15 protein-coding genes are annotated in these 14377 nt (G+C 41.3%); 9 read left to right on the forward strand and 6 right to left on the reverse strand.

The features are described from left to right. Nucleotides 1-161 precede the first annotated feature (161 nt). The gene (locus RV13_RS06130; protein WP_010745580.1) at nt 162-587 is read left to right on the forward strand and encodes a GNAT family N-acetyltransferase; all 426 of its coding nucleotides are present in this window, start codon (nt 162-164) and stop codon (nt 585-587) included. A 47-nt stretch (nt 588-634) separates the two neighbouring features. Here RV13_RS06130 and RV13_RS06135 read toward each other — a convergent pair whose 3' ends face one another. Continuing rightward, complete coding sequence (locus RV13_RS06135; RefSeq protein ID WP_028020526.1) at nt 635-1336, reverse strand: DUF554 domain-containing protein; 702 nt, start codon at nt 1334-1336, stop codon at nt 635-637. A 162-nt stretch (nt 1337-1498) separates the two neighbouring features. After that, complete coding sequence (locus RV13_RS06140) at nt 1499-2932, reverse strand: APC family permease (protein ID WP_010745582.1); 1434 nt, start codon at nt 2930-2932, stop codon at nt 1499-1501. Nucleotides 2933-3450: 518 nt separating this feature from the next. Between RV13_RS06140 and RV13_RS06145 the strand changes: the two genes are divergently transcribed. Both RV13_RS06145 and RV13_RS06150 read left to right on the forward strand, forming a co-directional pair. After that, a complete protein-coding gene (locus RV13_RS06145) occupies nt 3451-4038 on the forward strand; it encodes an ATP-dependent Clp protease proteolytic subunit (protein WP_010745583.1) in 588 nt (195 codons plus the stop codon). A gap of 155 nt (nt 4039-4193) precedes the next feature. Beyond that, nucleotides 4194-5753 carry a PucR family transcriptional regulator gene (locus RV13_RS06150; RefSeq protein WP_010745584.1) on the forward strand — a complete coding sequence of 520 codons (1560 nt, stop codon included), beginning with the start codon at nt 4194-4196 and terminating at the stop codon, nt 5751-5753. A gap of 42 nt (nt 5754-5795) precedes the next feature. On the opposite strand, the gene RV13_RS06155 is transcribed toward RV13_RS06150, so the two are convergent. Next, nucleotides 5796-6821 carry a threonine aldolase family protein gene (locus RV13_RS06155; RefSeq protein ID WP_010745585.1) on the reverse strand — a complete coding sequence of 342 codons (1026 nt, stop codon included), beginning with the start codon at nt 6819-6821 and terminating at the stop codon, nt 5796-5798. 108 nt (nt 6822-6929) lie between these two features. Further along, nucleotides 6930-7613, reverse strand: a complete 684-nt coding sequence (locus RV13_RS06160; protein ID WP_010745586.1) for a metal-dependent hydrolase — start codon at nt 7611-7613, stop codon at nt 6930-6932. A 158-nt stretch (nt 7614-7771) separates the two neighbouring features. Here RV13_RS06160 and RV13_RS06165 point away from each other — a divergent pair, with 158 nt between their 5' ends. Beyond that, nucleotides 7772-8422, forward strand: a complete 651-nt coding sequence (locus RV13_RS06165; protein WP_010745587.1) for a B3/B4 domain-containing protein — start codon at nt 7772-7774, stop codon at nt 8420-8422. A 27-nt stretch (nt 8423-8449) separates the two neighbouring features. Here the strand turns inward: RV13_RS06165 and RV13_RS06170 are convergent, their stop codons facing one another. After that, nucleotides 8450-8926, reverse strand: coding sequence for a YbaK/EbsC family protein (locus RV13_RS06170; RefSeq protein ID WP_010745588.1), 477 nt, complete (start codon nt 8924-8926; stop codon nt 8450-8452). A 219-nt stretch (nt 8927-9145) separates the two neighbouring features. Here RV13_RS06170 and RV13_RS06175 point away from each other — a divergent pair, with 219 nt between their 5' ends. From RV13_RS06175 to RV13_RS06195, 5 genes are all read left to right on the forward strand, one after another. After that, the gene (locus RV13_RS06175; RefSeq protein WP_010745589.1) at nt 9146-10102 is read left to right on the forward strand and encodes a sugar-binding transcriptional regulator; all 957 of its coding nucleotides are present in this window, start codon (nt 9146-9148) and stop codon (nt 10100-10102) included. Nucleotides 10103-10259: 157 nt separating this feature from the next. Beyond that, nucleotides 10260-10940, forward strand: a complete 681-nt coding sequence (locus RV13_RS06180; protein WP_010745590.1) for a fructose-6-phosphate aldolase — start codon at nt 10260-10262, stop codon at nt 10938-10940. 178 nt (nt 10941-11118) lie between these two features. Continuing rightward, nucleotides 11119-11481: a DUF1722 domain-containing protein gene (locus RV13_RS06185; RefSeq protein ID WP_010745591.1), complete on the forward strand. Its 363-nt coding sequence runs from the start codon at nt 11119-11121 to the stop codon at nt 11479-11481. Nucleotides 11482-11544: 63 nt separating this feature from the next. Further along, nucleotides 11545-12483: an NADP-dependent oxidoreductase gene (locus tag RV13_RS06190; protein ID WP_010745592.1), complete on the forward strand. Its 939-nt coding sequence runs from the start codon at nt 11545-11547 to the stop codon at nt 12481-12483. 128 nt (nt 12484-12611) lie between these two features. After that, on the forward strand, nt 12612-13355 hold the full coding sequence (locus RV13_RS06195; RefSeq protein ID WP_010745593.1) for a cyclase family protein: 744 nt from the start codon (nt 12612-12614) through the stop codon (nt 13353-13355). A gap of 18 nt (nt 13356-13373) precedes the next feature. Here RV13_RS06195 and RV13_RS06200 read toward each other — a convergent pair whose 3' ends face one another. After that, a complete protein-coding gene (locus tag RV13_RS06200) occupies nt 13374-14105 on the reverse strand; it encodes an NADPH-dependent oxidoreductase (protein ID WP_010745594.1) in 732 nt (243 codons plus the stop codon). Nucleotides 14106-14377 lie beyond the last annotated feature (272 nt).

Below are 14377 nucleotides of genomic sequence, written 5' to 3' on the forward strand. Positions count from 1 at the left end.
TATAAGTATAGAGAAGAAATAGAAAGAAATAATTTACTTTACAGATTTCTAATGTACTTTTTTTTAATTATCATTTTCGTTTCATTTTTGTCTTTTTGCTTTAGTCAGAGTCATGCTAAAATAACCCTTACTACGATAAAAGGGAAGCTAGGAGAAAATTCGTGAAGATTGAGCAAAGTGAAAGAACGACGTTGACGCCTTTTTTAGAAGAGTTATTTGATCAGCAGCACAAAAGACGGTTTACAGATAAGGTCCCAGAAGCTGATGAGAAAATCCTCGCATTTGGTGCATGGATCGATGGGCAATTAGCCGGCGGAATCGTTGGCAAACGGCAATATGATACACTGCATATTTCGTTGCTTGGCGTAGACGAGGCGTATCAACAATTAGGTGTGGGTTCGAAGTTGATACGGGTGATGGAGGAGCAAGCACGGCGAGAAAAGGTAACGACCATTACGTTGACGACGAAAGCATATCAGGCATTAGATTTTTACTTGAAGCTGGGCTACGAAATATTTGGCAAATTGGACGATGTACCTATGATTGGGACTACAAAATATTATTTAGCCAAAAGAATAAGCAGATAAGGAGCGGTCAAACGGCTCCTTTATCTGCTTATTAAGCGAGAGATCCTTTAAAAATAATAATATTGGACGACCATGATCCCGATCAAAACCAAGATACCCGGTAAATAATTGGAGACGCGAATTTTAGTAAGCTTCATGACATTCAAGCCAATCGCTAAGATCATCAAGCCGCCGATAGCGCTGATCTCGTTCATCAAACTATCTAGCAGCTCCTTTGGCAAATAGCGGACGATCACACTCGCGAAGATTGTAATGGCTCCTTGATAGATCAACACTGGAAAGGCAGAGAAAAGAACCCCAATTCCTAAAGAGGCTGTCAGCATAATCGACATGAAACCATCCATTACAGCTTTTGTGAACAATGTCTGATGACTTCCCGTAACCCCGCTTTCGATAGCCCCAATGATCCCCATTGATCCAATCACGTAGATTAAAGTAGCCGTGACGAAGCCTTCCGCGAAATTACTATTTCCTCGTGCGAAGCGATTTTCTAAAAATAAACCGAGACGAGTCATGGAGTCTTCAATCTTCAAAAATTCTCCAATCATCCCACCCAGACAGATACTGATAATGATGACAATAAAAGAGCTGGCCTGTAGCGACATTTGAATTGCCAAAGCAACGACCCCTAGGGAAATCCCCTTTGTTACGGTATCCTTTGTCTGTTCTGTGATATTTCTCAGAACGATACCAGAAAAGCTTCCCGCCATAATCGCGAGACAGTTCACCAATGACCCCAACAACAACATAACACTCACCCGTTTCTATGATTTCGATGAAAGAATAATGACACGTTATTTAGAAATCATCTTACCACGAGTAGATATCTTTTTGAATAGGAATAGAAATAGACTGGCTGACAGATTCAATAAGGAACCTGAAAACCAGTCTGTAAGCAAAGCAACATGCAGCTACGCTTCTTTTTCTCGTTCGCGTTTAGCTAAGCCAGGCATAATGAAGCCTAAACCAATCAATACGGCAATACCGACGATGTTAATAATCAATTCGTGCCAGAATAAGCTGGAACCGTAAGGCGCATCCTGCGGCAGAACACCGAACAAAGTAGCGATAACGGTGACAACCAAACACCAACCGCCAACAAATACGGCCATGCGATCATTTTTGATAAAGACATAATCTGATTGGAACTTGCGGCTGTCTAAACGAATTCTAATGAAGGCGTAGAAAATCCAACAAGTAACACCTGGCGAAATGATCCCGTTGAGGTTCAATAGCCAATTGAAAATATCGTTCATCTCAGGTAGAAAAACGCCTAATAGCAAGATAAAGGCACTCAAGGCAGTTGTTAAGATATAGCCATTGATAGGTAAGCCGTCATCATTTAGCTTCGTCAGCTTCTTCGGCATGAATTGTTTGCCGGTATCTGAGATCAGCATGCGAGTCATTGCATCTAACAGAACAGCTAAAAGCGCGCACATATAAATAATTTGAGTAACAGCAAAAACATACATCAAGGTATTTCCTAGATGGAAAAATTCTCCCAAACGTTGGAATGCGTAGTAAGAGCCGTTCATCTTTAAATTATTTGGCAAATGATGGGCGTTGAAAAAGACGCCTAAAGAGAAGGAACCAAAGACTGTTAAGAAAATCGTCATAACCGTCAACATAATCATTGCTTTAGGGAAATCCTTTTGCGGCTTGCGCATCCGTGTGACGAAAGGGGCGACCAGCTCTGCACCATTAATCGCATAGATCAGTAACCCGATCGTTGTCAAATAATGAAGGTCAAATTTCGGAATGACCGCTCCAAGGTTCATTGGCTGTGTTTCAATGTGACCATTTGGCATAAATAATGAAGCAAAGGTCATAAAAACAAACAGAATAGCCATGATGAACATAGCACCACCGCCTAAGGTGCTTAGTACCTCTAAAGATTTCTTAAAATGACGCTGCAGGAAAATAAAAGCTAAAAAGACACAGAAGGTCAATAAAGCAAACATGGAGTTGGACATTTTATCTTCCATTGAATCATTTCCGTTGACGAGCCAACCAAAGCCCACCACTACAGCATTAGCGGTATCAACGACGTAAGGAATTGATGCGGCCCAATAGGTCCAAGCCGTAAAATAACCTAACCGATCCCCGCTAGTTCCTCGTACCCAAGAGGTTAAACCGCCACCCTCATGATTAAAAACCGATCCTAGCTGCCCAACCATTAAAGAATAAGGAATCACATATAATAGCAGTAAAATAATCCATGAAGTAATAACCCCTAACCCTTGATTGGCAAAGTTGTAAATAATATCATCAAATCCGATGACTGTAACAAATGACATCATGGCAAGCACAGGCCATGAGATAAAGCTTTTCTTTTCCTCAATCATGTAAGTTGCTCCTATTTCGTATAAATGTATTCATTTTTCATAAATCGTGAAAAATGCTCTTATCATCGTTTCGCATACGATTCCACTCCATACTAAAGTCTGGAGTGGAACTCGCAAAATGAGTCAGATTCTCAACACGTAGATCATTCTGCTAAATAGTCTGCATACTGCTCACCTAAAAGTAAAAAGAGAAATGGCATACACACATAGCTGACTGTGAAAAGCAGAACGGACATCCTTGTATAAATTATCTCAAAGGAGCAGCTGATGATGGAGGCTTATTTCGATAGGTCACGAAAATCCCCCTTCTATTCATAAAATACGATTTATCATCCCACAAAAAATAAAATAGTGCCACTAAAAACCGTTTCTAGGAGAGAGTGTACCATAACTGATCGGGGAAAATGAGCATTATTGTGACAAAACAAGTCGGAATAGTTGCTCTTTCTATCATTTCTCCCACTTTTTGGCTATACTAGAATCACGAGAAACGATTAGACATCGAGGAGGTACTTTATATGAACGAATTATTTGCCGAAGAAGCAACTGAAAAAATGGAAGAAAAAAATCCAATGCTGTTAAAACTATTGAATCAACGGACAATTTTGATTTACGGAGAGATTACTCAAGAATTGGCGAAGACAGTGACAGAACAACTACTGTATTTATCTGCCATCAATGATGAGCCGATTACAATGTTCATCAACAGCCAAGGTGGTCATGTAGAATCTGGAGATACGATTCATGACGTGATCCGCTTTATCAAACCAAAAGTAAAAATGATCGGAACCGGCTGGGTTGCCAGTGCAGGGATCACCATTTATTTGGCGGCGGACAAGAAAAACCGCTATAGCTTACCCAATACCCGTTACATGATTCATCAGCCTGCTGGTGGTGTTCAGGGGCAGTCGACTGAAATTCAAATCGAAGCTAAAGAAATTTTACGTATGCGTAAACGTGTCAATAAACTGATCGCCAAAGCAACGGGTCAAACATTGGAACAGATCGAAAAGGATACTGATCGTAATTTCTGGCTTTCAGCCGAAGAAGCAAAAGACTACGGCATCGTCGGGAAAATCGTCGAATCCGATACAGCGATTAAATAAGATAAATGGAGATGGACGTCTGTTCATCTCTTTTTTTAATTATTTAAGAAATAATCTGACTTTTTTGAAGAAAAATGGATAGACAAGGAAAAGTGAATCTGCTAAGGTTAGAAGAAAAATAAAATTTGATGTGAAAATTTTAAGGAGGGGAAAATTTGGGTGCAAAATTAAAAGAGCTGTTGGGTTTACCTTCTTTGCGTGATGCTCAATTAATGAGTGGGTCAAATTGTTTAAATCAGACAGTCACATCTTTGTCTTTCTTGGATATTTCGGATATGAATGACTGTGCGGATCTACTTGAAACCAATGAATACCATTCAGGAGAGTTGATGCTGACATCTTTTTTTGACATCAAAGACGACATAGCAAAACAGTGTGAGACAATTTGTCGGTTACATAAAATGGGCGAGCTGGGAATTATTCTTTATTATGTAGGAATCGTTGTTCCGAGGCTCTCGCCGGAAGTAATAAAAACAGCGGAGGAACTGGATTTTGTGATTATCCAGATGCCAAAAAATCAAAATCAGATTCGCTACAGTGAAGTCATCGTAGAAGTGATGGCTCGAATTTTAAAAGAGCGTCCAACAGAAAATATCGTAAATGAGGTTTTGGAGAAAATTTCCTTATTACCGGAGCATTTGCGTACAGTAGAGGTGACATTGAAGCTGCTTTCCGATCTTCTGCGGACCAATATTATTTTGACAAACCCTGACAATGAAGTCATTAATCAAATCAAATGGCCGCGGAATTCCTCTGTTGATTTAGAGCGGCTGCTGCGTCGTGTTGTGGTGGATGATGGTCAGCAGGTTCAGAAAAATGATTTCGCCATCTTTTATAAAGAGCTGTACCACAAAGAAAATGGGATGCTGCGCTTTTATCTTTTGAAGGAGCATGACCTCCTGACAGAAGCAGAATGTGCGCAATCAGTGGAGCTGCTGCAGGTGGCAATGAACCTCTGGGGCAAAAAGCACGGAGAAGTCAGTGAATATGCGTTAGTACAGGCCATTTTAAATGATGAAAGTGAGAAGATGTATCGCTTAGCCAATCATTTGAAGATTGACGTTAAGGGTATTGGTTTGATGTGGCTGTTGCAATTGAATGATCTTAGGGAAGAAAAAAAATTAAAAGAAGATATTCTGACCTATGCGTCGAAATATTATAAGACCTGTGTGGCACAATTGATGGATGATCAATTAATTGTTTTATTGGGAAACTACTGCCACAATGATTCTGAGCTTGAGCTAGGAGAAGCTTATCTGCAAACCAGTCCCTATCAGGAAATGATCGATAGCATCGTCTTATGTCCGCGGCTGCGGAATACTACGGATGTACGAATGACGTATCAATTGGTCAATAGGGTGGCTTTGCAGCTTCCACGGCTGTTTCACGGAAAGAAGAGTTTTTCTATCAGCGAAATTCGGCAAGTCGCCCACGCCAGCCAGCTGATTCAAGCTGGCGAGGCAGAAGTGGAAGAGACACTCAGTGTGCTGGCTCCGATCATGGATAATAAAGAACAGCTTATGACGTTGTGCAGCTTTTTATTGGATGCTGGGGCGGATTTTCAAGTTTGCAGTGAACAATTATTTATCCATAAAAATACAGTGAAATATCGAATCAAAAAAATCAGTGAGGCGCTAGGCTACAATGTCATGCGTTTTTCCGAAAGTTATGAATGCTACGTGGCCTGTTTGACCTATCGGTTAATCAGTCTATAGCTGAATCACAAAAAGGCGGATCGAGTTTGATCCGCCTTTTTGTTATAGCAATGCTAATAACGCGTCAACGTCTTCTTCCTTCGTTGCCCAGCTTGTCGCAAAGCGAATGACGGTATGAGTGTCATCGTATTGCTCCCAGAAACTAAAGGCAACCTCTTTTTTTAGTTCCTCCATTTGACTATTCTCTAAAATGACGAATTGTTGATTGGTGGGCGAGTCTAAATAGAAGCGATACTTTTTATCATGCAGACCATTTTTTAACTTCATCGCCATAGCGATAGCATGTTCACTAATCTCAAAATATAACTGGTCTGTGAATAACGTATCGAATTGAAGTCCCAAGAGACGTCCTTTCGCCAGAAGCGCTCCTTGCTGTTTCATGTGAGCGATAAAATATTCTGGCAAATTATTTTTTGTGAAGACGATCGCCTCTCCTAAAAAGGCCCCTACCTTAGTACCGCCAATATAAAAGACATCGCAGTATTCCGCAATCAATGGCAGAGTCAAATCAGATTCAGGACTAGCCAGACCATAGCCCAAGCGCGCGCCGTCCATAAAAAGAGGAATCTTGTATTCACGACATACTTCAGAAATAGCTTTCAATTCCTCTTTGGAGTAAAGGGTGCCGTATTCTGTTGGATGAGATAAATAGACCATTCCTGGAAAAACCATGAACGCTCGATTGTCATCTGTCCAAAATTGCTCAAGATATGCCCGGATTTGCCGAGCGGAAATTTTACCATCTGTTTGAGGGAGACTTAAGACTTTATGTCCGGAGAACTCAATGGCACCAGTCTCATGGGTAGTGATATGACCTGTCTCAGGTGCGATGACCCCTTCGATCTTCTTTAATAAAGAAGCGATCACTAGTGCATTGGTCATCGTACCGCCAGCGATGAAGAAAACATCTGCTTCAGGACAAAGGCAGGCTTGGCGAATTTTTTCGACTGCCGAAGCAGAGTACTTGTCACGACCATAGCCGCTTAGCTTCTCCTCATTTGTTTCAAGCATGCGTTGAAGAACCTTTTCATGCGCGCCTTCTAAATAGTCACTTTCAAAATTTAACATAGGCAACCCCTTTCCATTCGTTTGCTGTCTATTCATTGTAGCAGAATTGATGGAAACAAGAACAGCCTAAAAAAGACTGTGAACGAAGATTCGTCCACAGTCTCACAATTAAATCTCGATCGTTTCTCCAACGCGCATAACTTTTCCGACATTTTTCGGCAACAGCTGTACAAAGGCTTCCGGGTCCTGTTTGATGACTGGGAAGGTATTGTAATGAATCGGTACGACTTGTTTTGCCCGTAAGCGTTTCGCAGCACTAGCGGCTTCGTGAGGTCCCATCGTAAAATTATCTCCGATTGGCAGAAAGGCGATGTCGATGTCAAAGGCTTCACCAAATAAAGCCATGTCTCCAAAGTTTGAGGTATCGCCTGCATGATAGATGGTCTTTCCTTCTGCTTGCAAAATAAAACCGGCGGGCTCTCCCATATATAGTGTTTGTCCGTCCACCTCATAGCCTGAGCTATGTTGAGCGTGGACCATTTTTACTCGTCCAAAGGGAAAATCATATTTCCCGCCGATATTCATGCCGTGAGTCTTTTTCACTCCATTTTTTTCAGCGAAGTTGCAGATTTCTACGATACTGATAATCGTCGCGTCATTACGTTTAGCGATCGGGATCATATCACCGATATGATCGCTGTGTCCGTGAGTCACTAAAATCCAATCAGTCTCAACATCCTCAGCAGTTAAATCAGTCAAAGAATTTCCTGTTATAAATGGATCGAACAATAGCTTTTGACCGTCTTTCATAACAATTGATAGCACTGAGTGACCATGATAAGTAAGTTTCATAGTATCTCCTCTTTTCAATAAACGATATTTTTTGTTGGAACCTTATTTACTATTGCATATCTTCATTATAACGAAGACCTACGAGAATAAGTAAGCTTTTGCTTTGCAATCAAATCGTTTAAACTGGAAGAAAAGAAGAATCCTATGGAGGGAAGAACATGCAGCTTACAATTGATCCAAAAGTAAAAGAAGCAGGTGTCTCATTGGCGTATAGTGTGATTGAGTTTAAGAATGAAGCCCACAATGAAGGGATCTGGCAGGAAATACTGAATCCGTTGATTCAAAAGATCGAAGAAGAAGACACCCTAGACAGTATTAAAGAAAACCCTCAAATTCTTGCGACAAAAAAAGTGTACCGTGTCTTGGGAAAAGATCCCGCGCGTTTTCGCCCCTCTTCTGACAGCTTATGGCGGCGAATTGTTCAGCAAAAGGGCTTGTATCAGATCAATGCTCTTGTTGATTTGAATAACTATTTTTCATTAAAATGGAAGCTACCCTTTGGTGCCTACGATCTTGAAAAAGTAACAGATTCGATCCACTTGACGGTGGGAGCCCCCGATGCTCGCTATGCTGGAATCGGCAATAAATCCGTCAATATCGAAAATCTTTTAGTATTAGAAGATGGGGATGGGCCGTTCGGTAGTCCAACATCTGATTCAACACGAGGAATGATCACCGAAGAAACAACGCAGGCGTTATTAGTGGGTTATCAATTCAAAGAGGATACCGCTGTTAATCAAGCTGAGCTAAAGAGTGTCTTAGAAACCTATTTAACGGACTGCCGTATTCTTGAACAGGGAGTCATATAAAAAACGAGACAGACAGCCTGTCTCGTTTTATTCCCAGTTTTTACAAACATCTACCCACTGTTTAAAATGCGTGTATTTTTCTAATTCTGGTATAGTCAATTCGATGGCGTTGTTGGAATCCCCACAGGCAGGATATACGCTTTCGAAGCGTTTTAGCGATTCATCTAAATAAACCTCGATCCCGGGGTTGATTCCAAAGGGACAGACTCCGCCAACTGGATGTCCGATAATTGCCTCTACTTCATCGGCTTTCAGCATTAACGCTCGTTCACCAAAGGCGGCTTTGTATTTGGCGTTGTCAATCTTTGCGTCACCGGCAGCGACGATCAAGAGACTTTTGTCGGCTTTTTTCAATTTAAAGGACAGGGTTTTAGCGATACGCTCTGGCGCGCAATTTAGTGCTTGTGCAGCCAATTCAACAGTGGCGCTAGATACGGGAAATTCTTGAATACGCTCAGCGATTCCATAGTGTGAAAAATATTCTTTTACGGCTTCTACAGACATTTAGTTTCCTCCTTAAGACTACGAACCAAACAAGGATTTCATAATGAAAGGTGTTTGATGTTCTTGTGATCGATCTGTTCTCTAAGAAGCCAATTTTCCAGACAGGCTGCTTAGAGAGCAGTCTTGTTTGATTAATTATTAATGATACACGCTTTGTGGAACGCAGTAAATGATCGTTTGTTAGAATAGAGATAGAGATTTCGGCGGGAGGATGAATGGATGAAGGAAGATAAGAAAAAGCTACTAGCAAAAATTGCTTATATGTATTATGAACAAGAGCTGACACAAGCACAAATTGCAAAAGAATTAGCGATCTATCGAACAACGGTCAGTCGAATGCTCAGTCAGGCTAAGAAGGAAGGGATCGTGGAGATCAAGATCAACCATTTTGATGCAAGCTTGTTTGAACTGGAGGAGAAATTCAAGCAGACCTTTGGATTGACAGCTGTCGAGCTTATTCCAACTGAAAATGATGCCAATGAAGAGACAAAAGAAGAACAGCTGGCTGAGGCTGCTAGCGCATGGATCCGCCGGCAATTAACAGACGAGATGGTTATCGGGTTGTCTTGGGGAGCGAGTGTCGGCAGAGCGATAAATAAAATTGACGCCAAGCAGCTATCGAACGTTTCTGTCGTTCCTGTTGTCGGTGGGCCGAGCCATATCAATTCACGGTACCATGTCAATACGCTGGTTTATGAGTTGGCTCGAAAACTGAATGGAACCAGCTTGTTCGTCAATGCTACTGTGATCCAAGAAACCAAGGAGCTGGCGGAGGGAATCTTTCATTCGAAGTATTTCCACGATTTGAAGGAGTATTGGAAACGGTTGGATTTTGTTATTGTTGGAATTGGTGGTCCTTTGAGCTATCATAAGAGTCAATGGCGAGACTTATTGTCAGCGGCAGACTATGAAGAATTAAAGTTGCGGGAAGCAGTAGGAGATTGCTGCTGTCGTTTCTATGATGCCTACGGCAAGCGATTGAATGGTGCATTGAATCAGCGGACAATCGGTCTGACTTTAGAGGAGTTAGCCAACGTTCCTCAATCTGTAGGAATTGCGCGAGGGATTTCGAAGGCTCGTTCGATTGCCCCTTTGCTGGAAAAAGGCTATCTTAAAACCTTGATCACGGATCAGGAGACAGCACAGGAAATTTTACGTGTGCATCAACGAAAGTAGCTCTTTTTTCAGACGTGCACATTTGTGCAATTGCTAAAAATTTTCCTTAGCGAAAGGCTTGATGAAAAGCTTTTCGCTTTTTTTGTTGGATGAGGGCAGAAAAAGGTTCTTGAAGATGCTATGCTTGATTTATAAAATAAGCAAGGGAGTTTTAATCATGGAATTTATGCTAGACACAGCTAATATTGCTGATATTAAAAAATTTGCTGATATGTTGCCCATCGCAGGCGTCACTTCAAATCCGTCAATCGTAAAGAAGGAAGGAAAAATTGATTTCTTCCAACATATGAAAGATATTCGTGGGATTATTGGAGACCATCGTTCGTTGCACGTACAAGTCGTTGCAACAGACTATGAGGGCATCATCAAAGACGCTGAAACAATCTTAGCGAATATCGATCAAAAAGTATTTATCAAAATCCCTGTGAATGAACCAGGATTAAAAGCCATTAAAGAATTGAAACGTCGCGGGATTAACGTTACCGCTACGGCTATCTATACAAAATTTCAGGCTTATTTAGCCATTGCAGCAGGTGCTGATTATATTGCGCCGTATTTTAACCGAATGGAAAATCTGAATATCGATCCTCGGGCAGCCATTTTTGAAATGGCAGAGGAGATTGCTCGTACAAATAGCGAGACAAAAATTTTGGCAGCCAGCTTTAAAAACGTTGGACAAGTCAATGCCGCTTTAGAAAATGGCAGTCAAGCAGCCACAATGGGTGTAGATATCATTCAACAAGCTTTGGCTATGCCATCCATCGCACAAGCTGTAACAGATTTTACTGGGGATTGGGAAGCTATCTTCGGTGAAGGAACAACAATCGCTGATTTATAAAAGAAGATAAATCAACATTGAGGCTGCAGACAGGGTTCTGCAGTCTTTTTGTCGCATATCAGGAAGAGCTAGATACAGCAAGAGCATTCGACACACGTTTTTATTCAGATTTATGTAATAATTCATTTAAATCATTCCTACCATTAGTGAGTATGATGTTAAAAATGAGGTGAAGGAAATGCAGGGACGTCAAAAAGAATGGGCTCGATGGAAATATTTCGTTATGGCGCGTTCCCAAAAAGAATATCTGGCGCTGCGGCAGCTTTTTTCTGGGAATCAATGGTCAGAAGAAAAAAACAAACAGTTTTATCAACACCTAAATACCGTACAAAATCTGCCGATTAATTTAAAGGCCCAGCGAAATGCTTACGAGCATGTCTGGGGCTATTTCAAAAGGGTAGCATCCCCAGAAGAAAGACAGCGTTTTTTTACTTTTTTGGATCAAATGACTGAAACGGATGATCAGGCGTTGCTTTATTTAAAAAAATTGGCAGAAAAATACCAAATTGATTATCTGCTAGCGTCTCACTTTTTTGATTAAAGCAAATCATTTCCGAATTTTCGTTCAAGCTTCTATAATGGTTCGATATGGAGGGATGCACGAATGGAAACACGCGCAGTTGTAATAGAAGAATACGGTCATGCGGACCAATTGAAAGAAAGTCAAATCACTTTGCCTGAATTAGGCGAACATCAAGTACTAGTTAAAGTTAAGGCGACATCCGTCAATCCGATTGATTGGAAATTACGTGAAGGCTATCTGGCTCAAATGATGCCTTGGGATTTTCCGATTACTTTAGGTTGGGATGTTGCGGGTGAAATCGTTGAAGTTGGTTCAGAGGTTAAGGATTGGCACATAGGACAAGAAGTTTTTGCTCGCCCAGAAACAACTCGTTTTGGTACATATGCGGATTACACAATTGTAGATGATCATTTATTAGCGAAGAAGCCTGATTCAATCTCTTTTGAAGAAGCAGCGGCGGTGCCGTTGGCTGGATTAACTGCTTATCAAGCATTATTTACACATGGAAAATTAAAAGCGGGTGAAAAGGTTCTGATTCACGCTGGAGCCGGCGGTGTAGGAATCTATGCAATTCAATTAGCCAAAAATGCTGGAGCAACGGTTATTACCACAGCAAGTAAGAAAAACCATGAATTACTTAAGGAGCTAGGCGCCGATCAAGTGATTGATTACCATACGACTGATTTTTCAGAAGTCTTGGAAGACATCGACTTGGTTTTTGATACAATGGGCGGAGATGTTCAAAAAGACAGCTTTAAGGTGTTGAATTCGGATGGTCGTTTAATTTCGATCGTTGGTGCACCGGATGAAGAATTAGCTAAAAATGTTGCTGTGGCTGAAAGTATCTGGCTTCAACCGGATGGTAAGCAATTGCAAGAAATTGCGGATTTGATGACAGAGGGCAAAGTGAAGAGTATCGTTGGCCATACGTATCCTCTTACAGCCGAAGGAGTGACGGAAGCACATGAATTAAGTGCGACTCATCATGCCAAAGGAAAAATTGTTTTAGTAAATGAGTAATCATAAGGGTGTTGTGACAATTTTTGTCACAACGCCTTTTTCTTTTAATAAACAGTGATTTGACAGGGGAATCTTTTCTCGGTATCGTTAGGATAAAATGAAAGCGTTCTAATGACAGGAGGAATAGTATGAGTGAGATTACAAACAGTATTGCCTTTCTAAAACAGCAACAATGGGTTGATTTAAGTCACAATATTTATGGCGGGATTCCTTATTTTCAATCGTTTCAGCCAATGCGGGAAAAAACGTTGGTTACAGTAAAGGAAGATGGCTTTTTTGCGAAGGAGTATCAACTGGTTACTCAATACGGAACTCATATTGATGCACCCGTGCATTTTGTTGAGGAACGTGTGTCGGTGGATCAGCTGCCGATCAAAGATTTTATGCTGCCGCTCATTGTGATTAACAAAGAAAAAGAAGTTGCAAAAAACTCCGATTATATTCTATCTGTTGAAGACATTAAGCAGTTCGAAGAGGAATATGGAGAGATTCCAGCAGATAGCTTTGTCGCATTTGCCAGCGGCTGGTCGAAACGTTGGCAAGATCCAGAAACGTTCTACAATGTCGATCAAGATGGGCAAGCACATACGCCAGGTTGGTCATTAGAAGCACTGAAATTTTTACACGAAGAACGAAATGTGACCGCGATTGGTCATGAAACATTAGATACGGATGCTGCTATTGATTGCACGAAAAATGCTGGGCTGATCGGTGAGCTGTATTGGCTGCAGCAGGATAAATTTCAAGTCGAAGTATTGAATCGACTGACTGAACTTCCAGCTGTCGGTGGCGCGATCATCATCGGAGTTCCAAAAGTCAAAGATGCACCAGGCTTTAATGTCCGTGTTATTGCCGTTATACCAACAGAGTAAGAAAAAACAAGGTTTCGGTTAAAAGACGAAACCTTGTTTTTTTAGAAATTCAAGAGTATCTGAACGTCGTGGAGAGTCAAAATGCTGACGAACCTTTTCCGACCAATTCGTTTCTTGTGTGTTGCTGTTGCGCTGGTGATAATATGCTGCCGTCTCCTCATTGTAGCGATTGATCTTGTCAGCATTCAATACCTGATAGGTATTTTCGCCAAGGACTGCATCGAGTGGTAGCCGCGGTTTTACCTCATTTTTTTCAGCTGGGTAGCCAACGAACATCCCAAAAACAGGATAGGTTAATTCGGGCAGTTCCAATAATTCCTTCATTTGGAATAAATTGTTTCGAATGCCGCCAACGTAGCAGATTCCTAGACCGGATGATTCAGCGTAAACGGCCATTGATTGGGCAGCTAAAGTAGCATCAACGACTGAAACCACCAAAGATTCCATCGTCCGAAGGTATTCTGTGGAATCATTGTTCAACGCTAATACCTGTGCATGCTTATTTAAATCGGCAACAAAAATAAAAAGCTCTCCTTTGTCGCCATTATCGACGGGGAACTTAGCAATTTGTTCGATGGCCTTTCTTTTTTCTGCATCCGTGATTTCAATTATCGAGAAGGCTTGCAGAAAATTGGAGCTGCTGGCGCTTTGTGCGGCTAAGGCCAATTCTTTCTTTAACTCTTGAGATAGCGGTTCTTGAGTAAAGGAACGAACCGATGAGTGTTGAAGCATTGTTTCAAAAAGTTCCATGTTAAAACCTCCTAGGGCGAGAAGACCTTCTCGTCATTTTCCATGAAAGAGCATGGCTGAATCTATCATAGAAAAAATGTGTCGAGAAGTAAAGAATGAACCGTTAGCTGGAAAGGTGAGGAATCGTTTTGAGTTTCTTCGTATCAGTACAAATAAACTGCGAAAAGTCGGACTGGCAGCTAGCTCAAAAGTAAAAATTCGAGAAATCTTCGTACGTCTACGATGCCACTAATCGTGCTAAAAGCACGAAGTGGAACTCGCAGCTAGTTCAT

Source organism: Enterococcus raffinosus, from assembly GCF_001886185.1.
GTDB classification, from domain to species: Bacteria; Bacillota; Bacilli; order Lactobacillales; family Enterococcaceae; genus Enterococcus_A; species Enterococcus_A raffinosus.

Excerpts from the sequence above, each read along its gene's own strand:
- RV13_RS06195 (WP_010745593.1), top strand. The coding sequence starts at position 12,612 with ATGAGTGAGATTACAAACAGTATTGCCTTTCTAAAACAGCAACAATGG.
- RV13_RS06160 (WP_010745586.1), bottom strand. The coding sequence starts at position 7,613 with ATGAAACTTACTTATCATGGTCACTCAGTGCTATCAATTGTTATGAAA.
- RV13_RS06190 (WP_010745592.1), top strand. The coding sequence starts at position 11,545 with ATGGAAACACGCGCAGTTGTAATAGAAGAATACGGTCATGCGGACCAA.
- RV13_RS06155 (WP_010745585.1), bottom strand. The coding sequence starts at position 6,821 with ATGTTAAATTTTGAAAGTGACTATTTAGAAGGCGCGCATGAAAAGGTT.
- RV13_RS06165 (WP_010745587.1), top strand. The coding sequence starts at position 7,772 with ATGCAGCTTACAATTGATCCAAAAGTAAAAGAAGCAGGTGTCTCATTG.
- RV13_RS06170 (WP_010745588.1), bottom strand. The coding sequence starts at position 8,926 with ATGTCTGTAGAAGCCGTAAAAGAATATTTTTCACACTATGGAATCGCT.
- RV13_RS06185 (WP_010745591.1), top strand. The coding sequence starts at position 11,119 with ATGCAGGGACGTCAAAAAGAATGGGCTCGATGGAAATATTTCGTTATG.
- RV13_RS06140 (WP_010745582.1), bottom strand. The coding sequence starts at position 2,932 with ATGATTGAGGAAAAGAAAAGCTTTATCTCATGGCCTGTGCTTGCCATG.
- RV13_RS06200 (WP_010745594.1), bottom strand. The coding sequence starts at position 14,105 with ATGGAACTTTTTGAAACAATGCTTCAACACTCATCGGTTCGTTCCTTT.
- RV13_RS06180 (WP_010745590.1), top strand. The coding sequence starts at position 10,260 with ATGGAATTTATGCTAGACACAGCTAATATTGCTGATATTAAAAAATTT.
- RV13_RS06145 (WP_010745583.1), top strand. The coding sequence starts at position 3,451 with ATGAACGAATTATTTGCCGAAGAAGCAACTGAAAAAATGGAAGAAAAA.
- RV13_RS06175 (WP_010745589.1), top strand. The coding sequence starts at position 9,146 with ATGAAGGAAGATAAGAAAAAGCTACTAGCAAAAATTGCTTATATGTAT.
- RV13_RS06135 (WP_028020526.1), bottom strand. The coding sequence starts at position 1,336 with ATGTTGTTGTTGGGGTCATTGGTGAACTGTCTCGCGATTATGGCGGGA.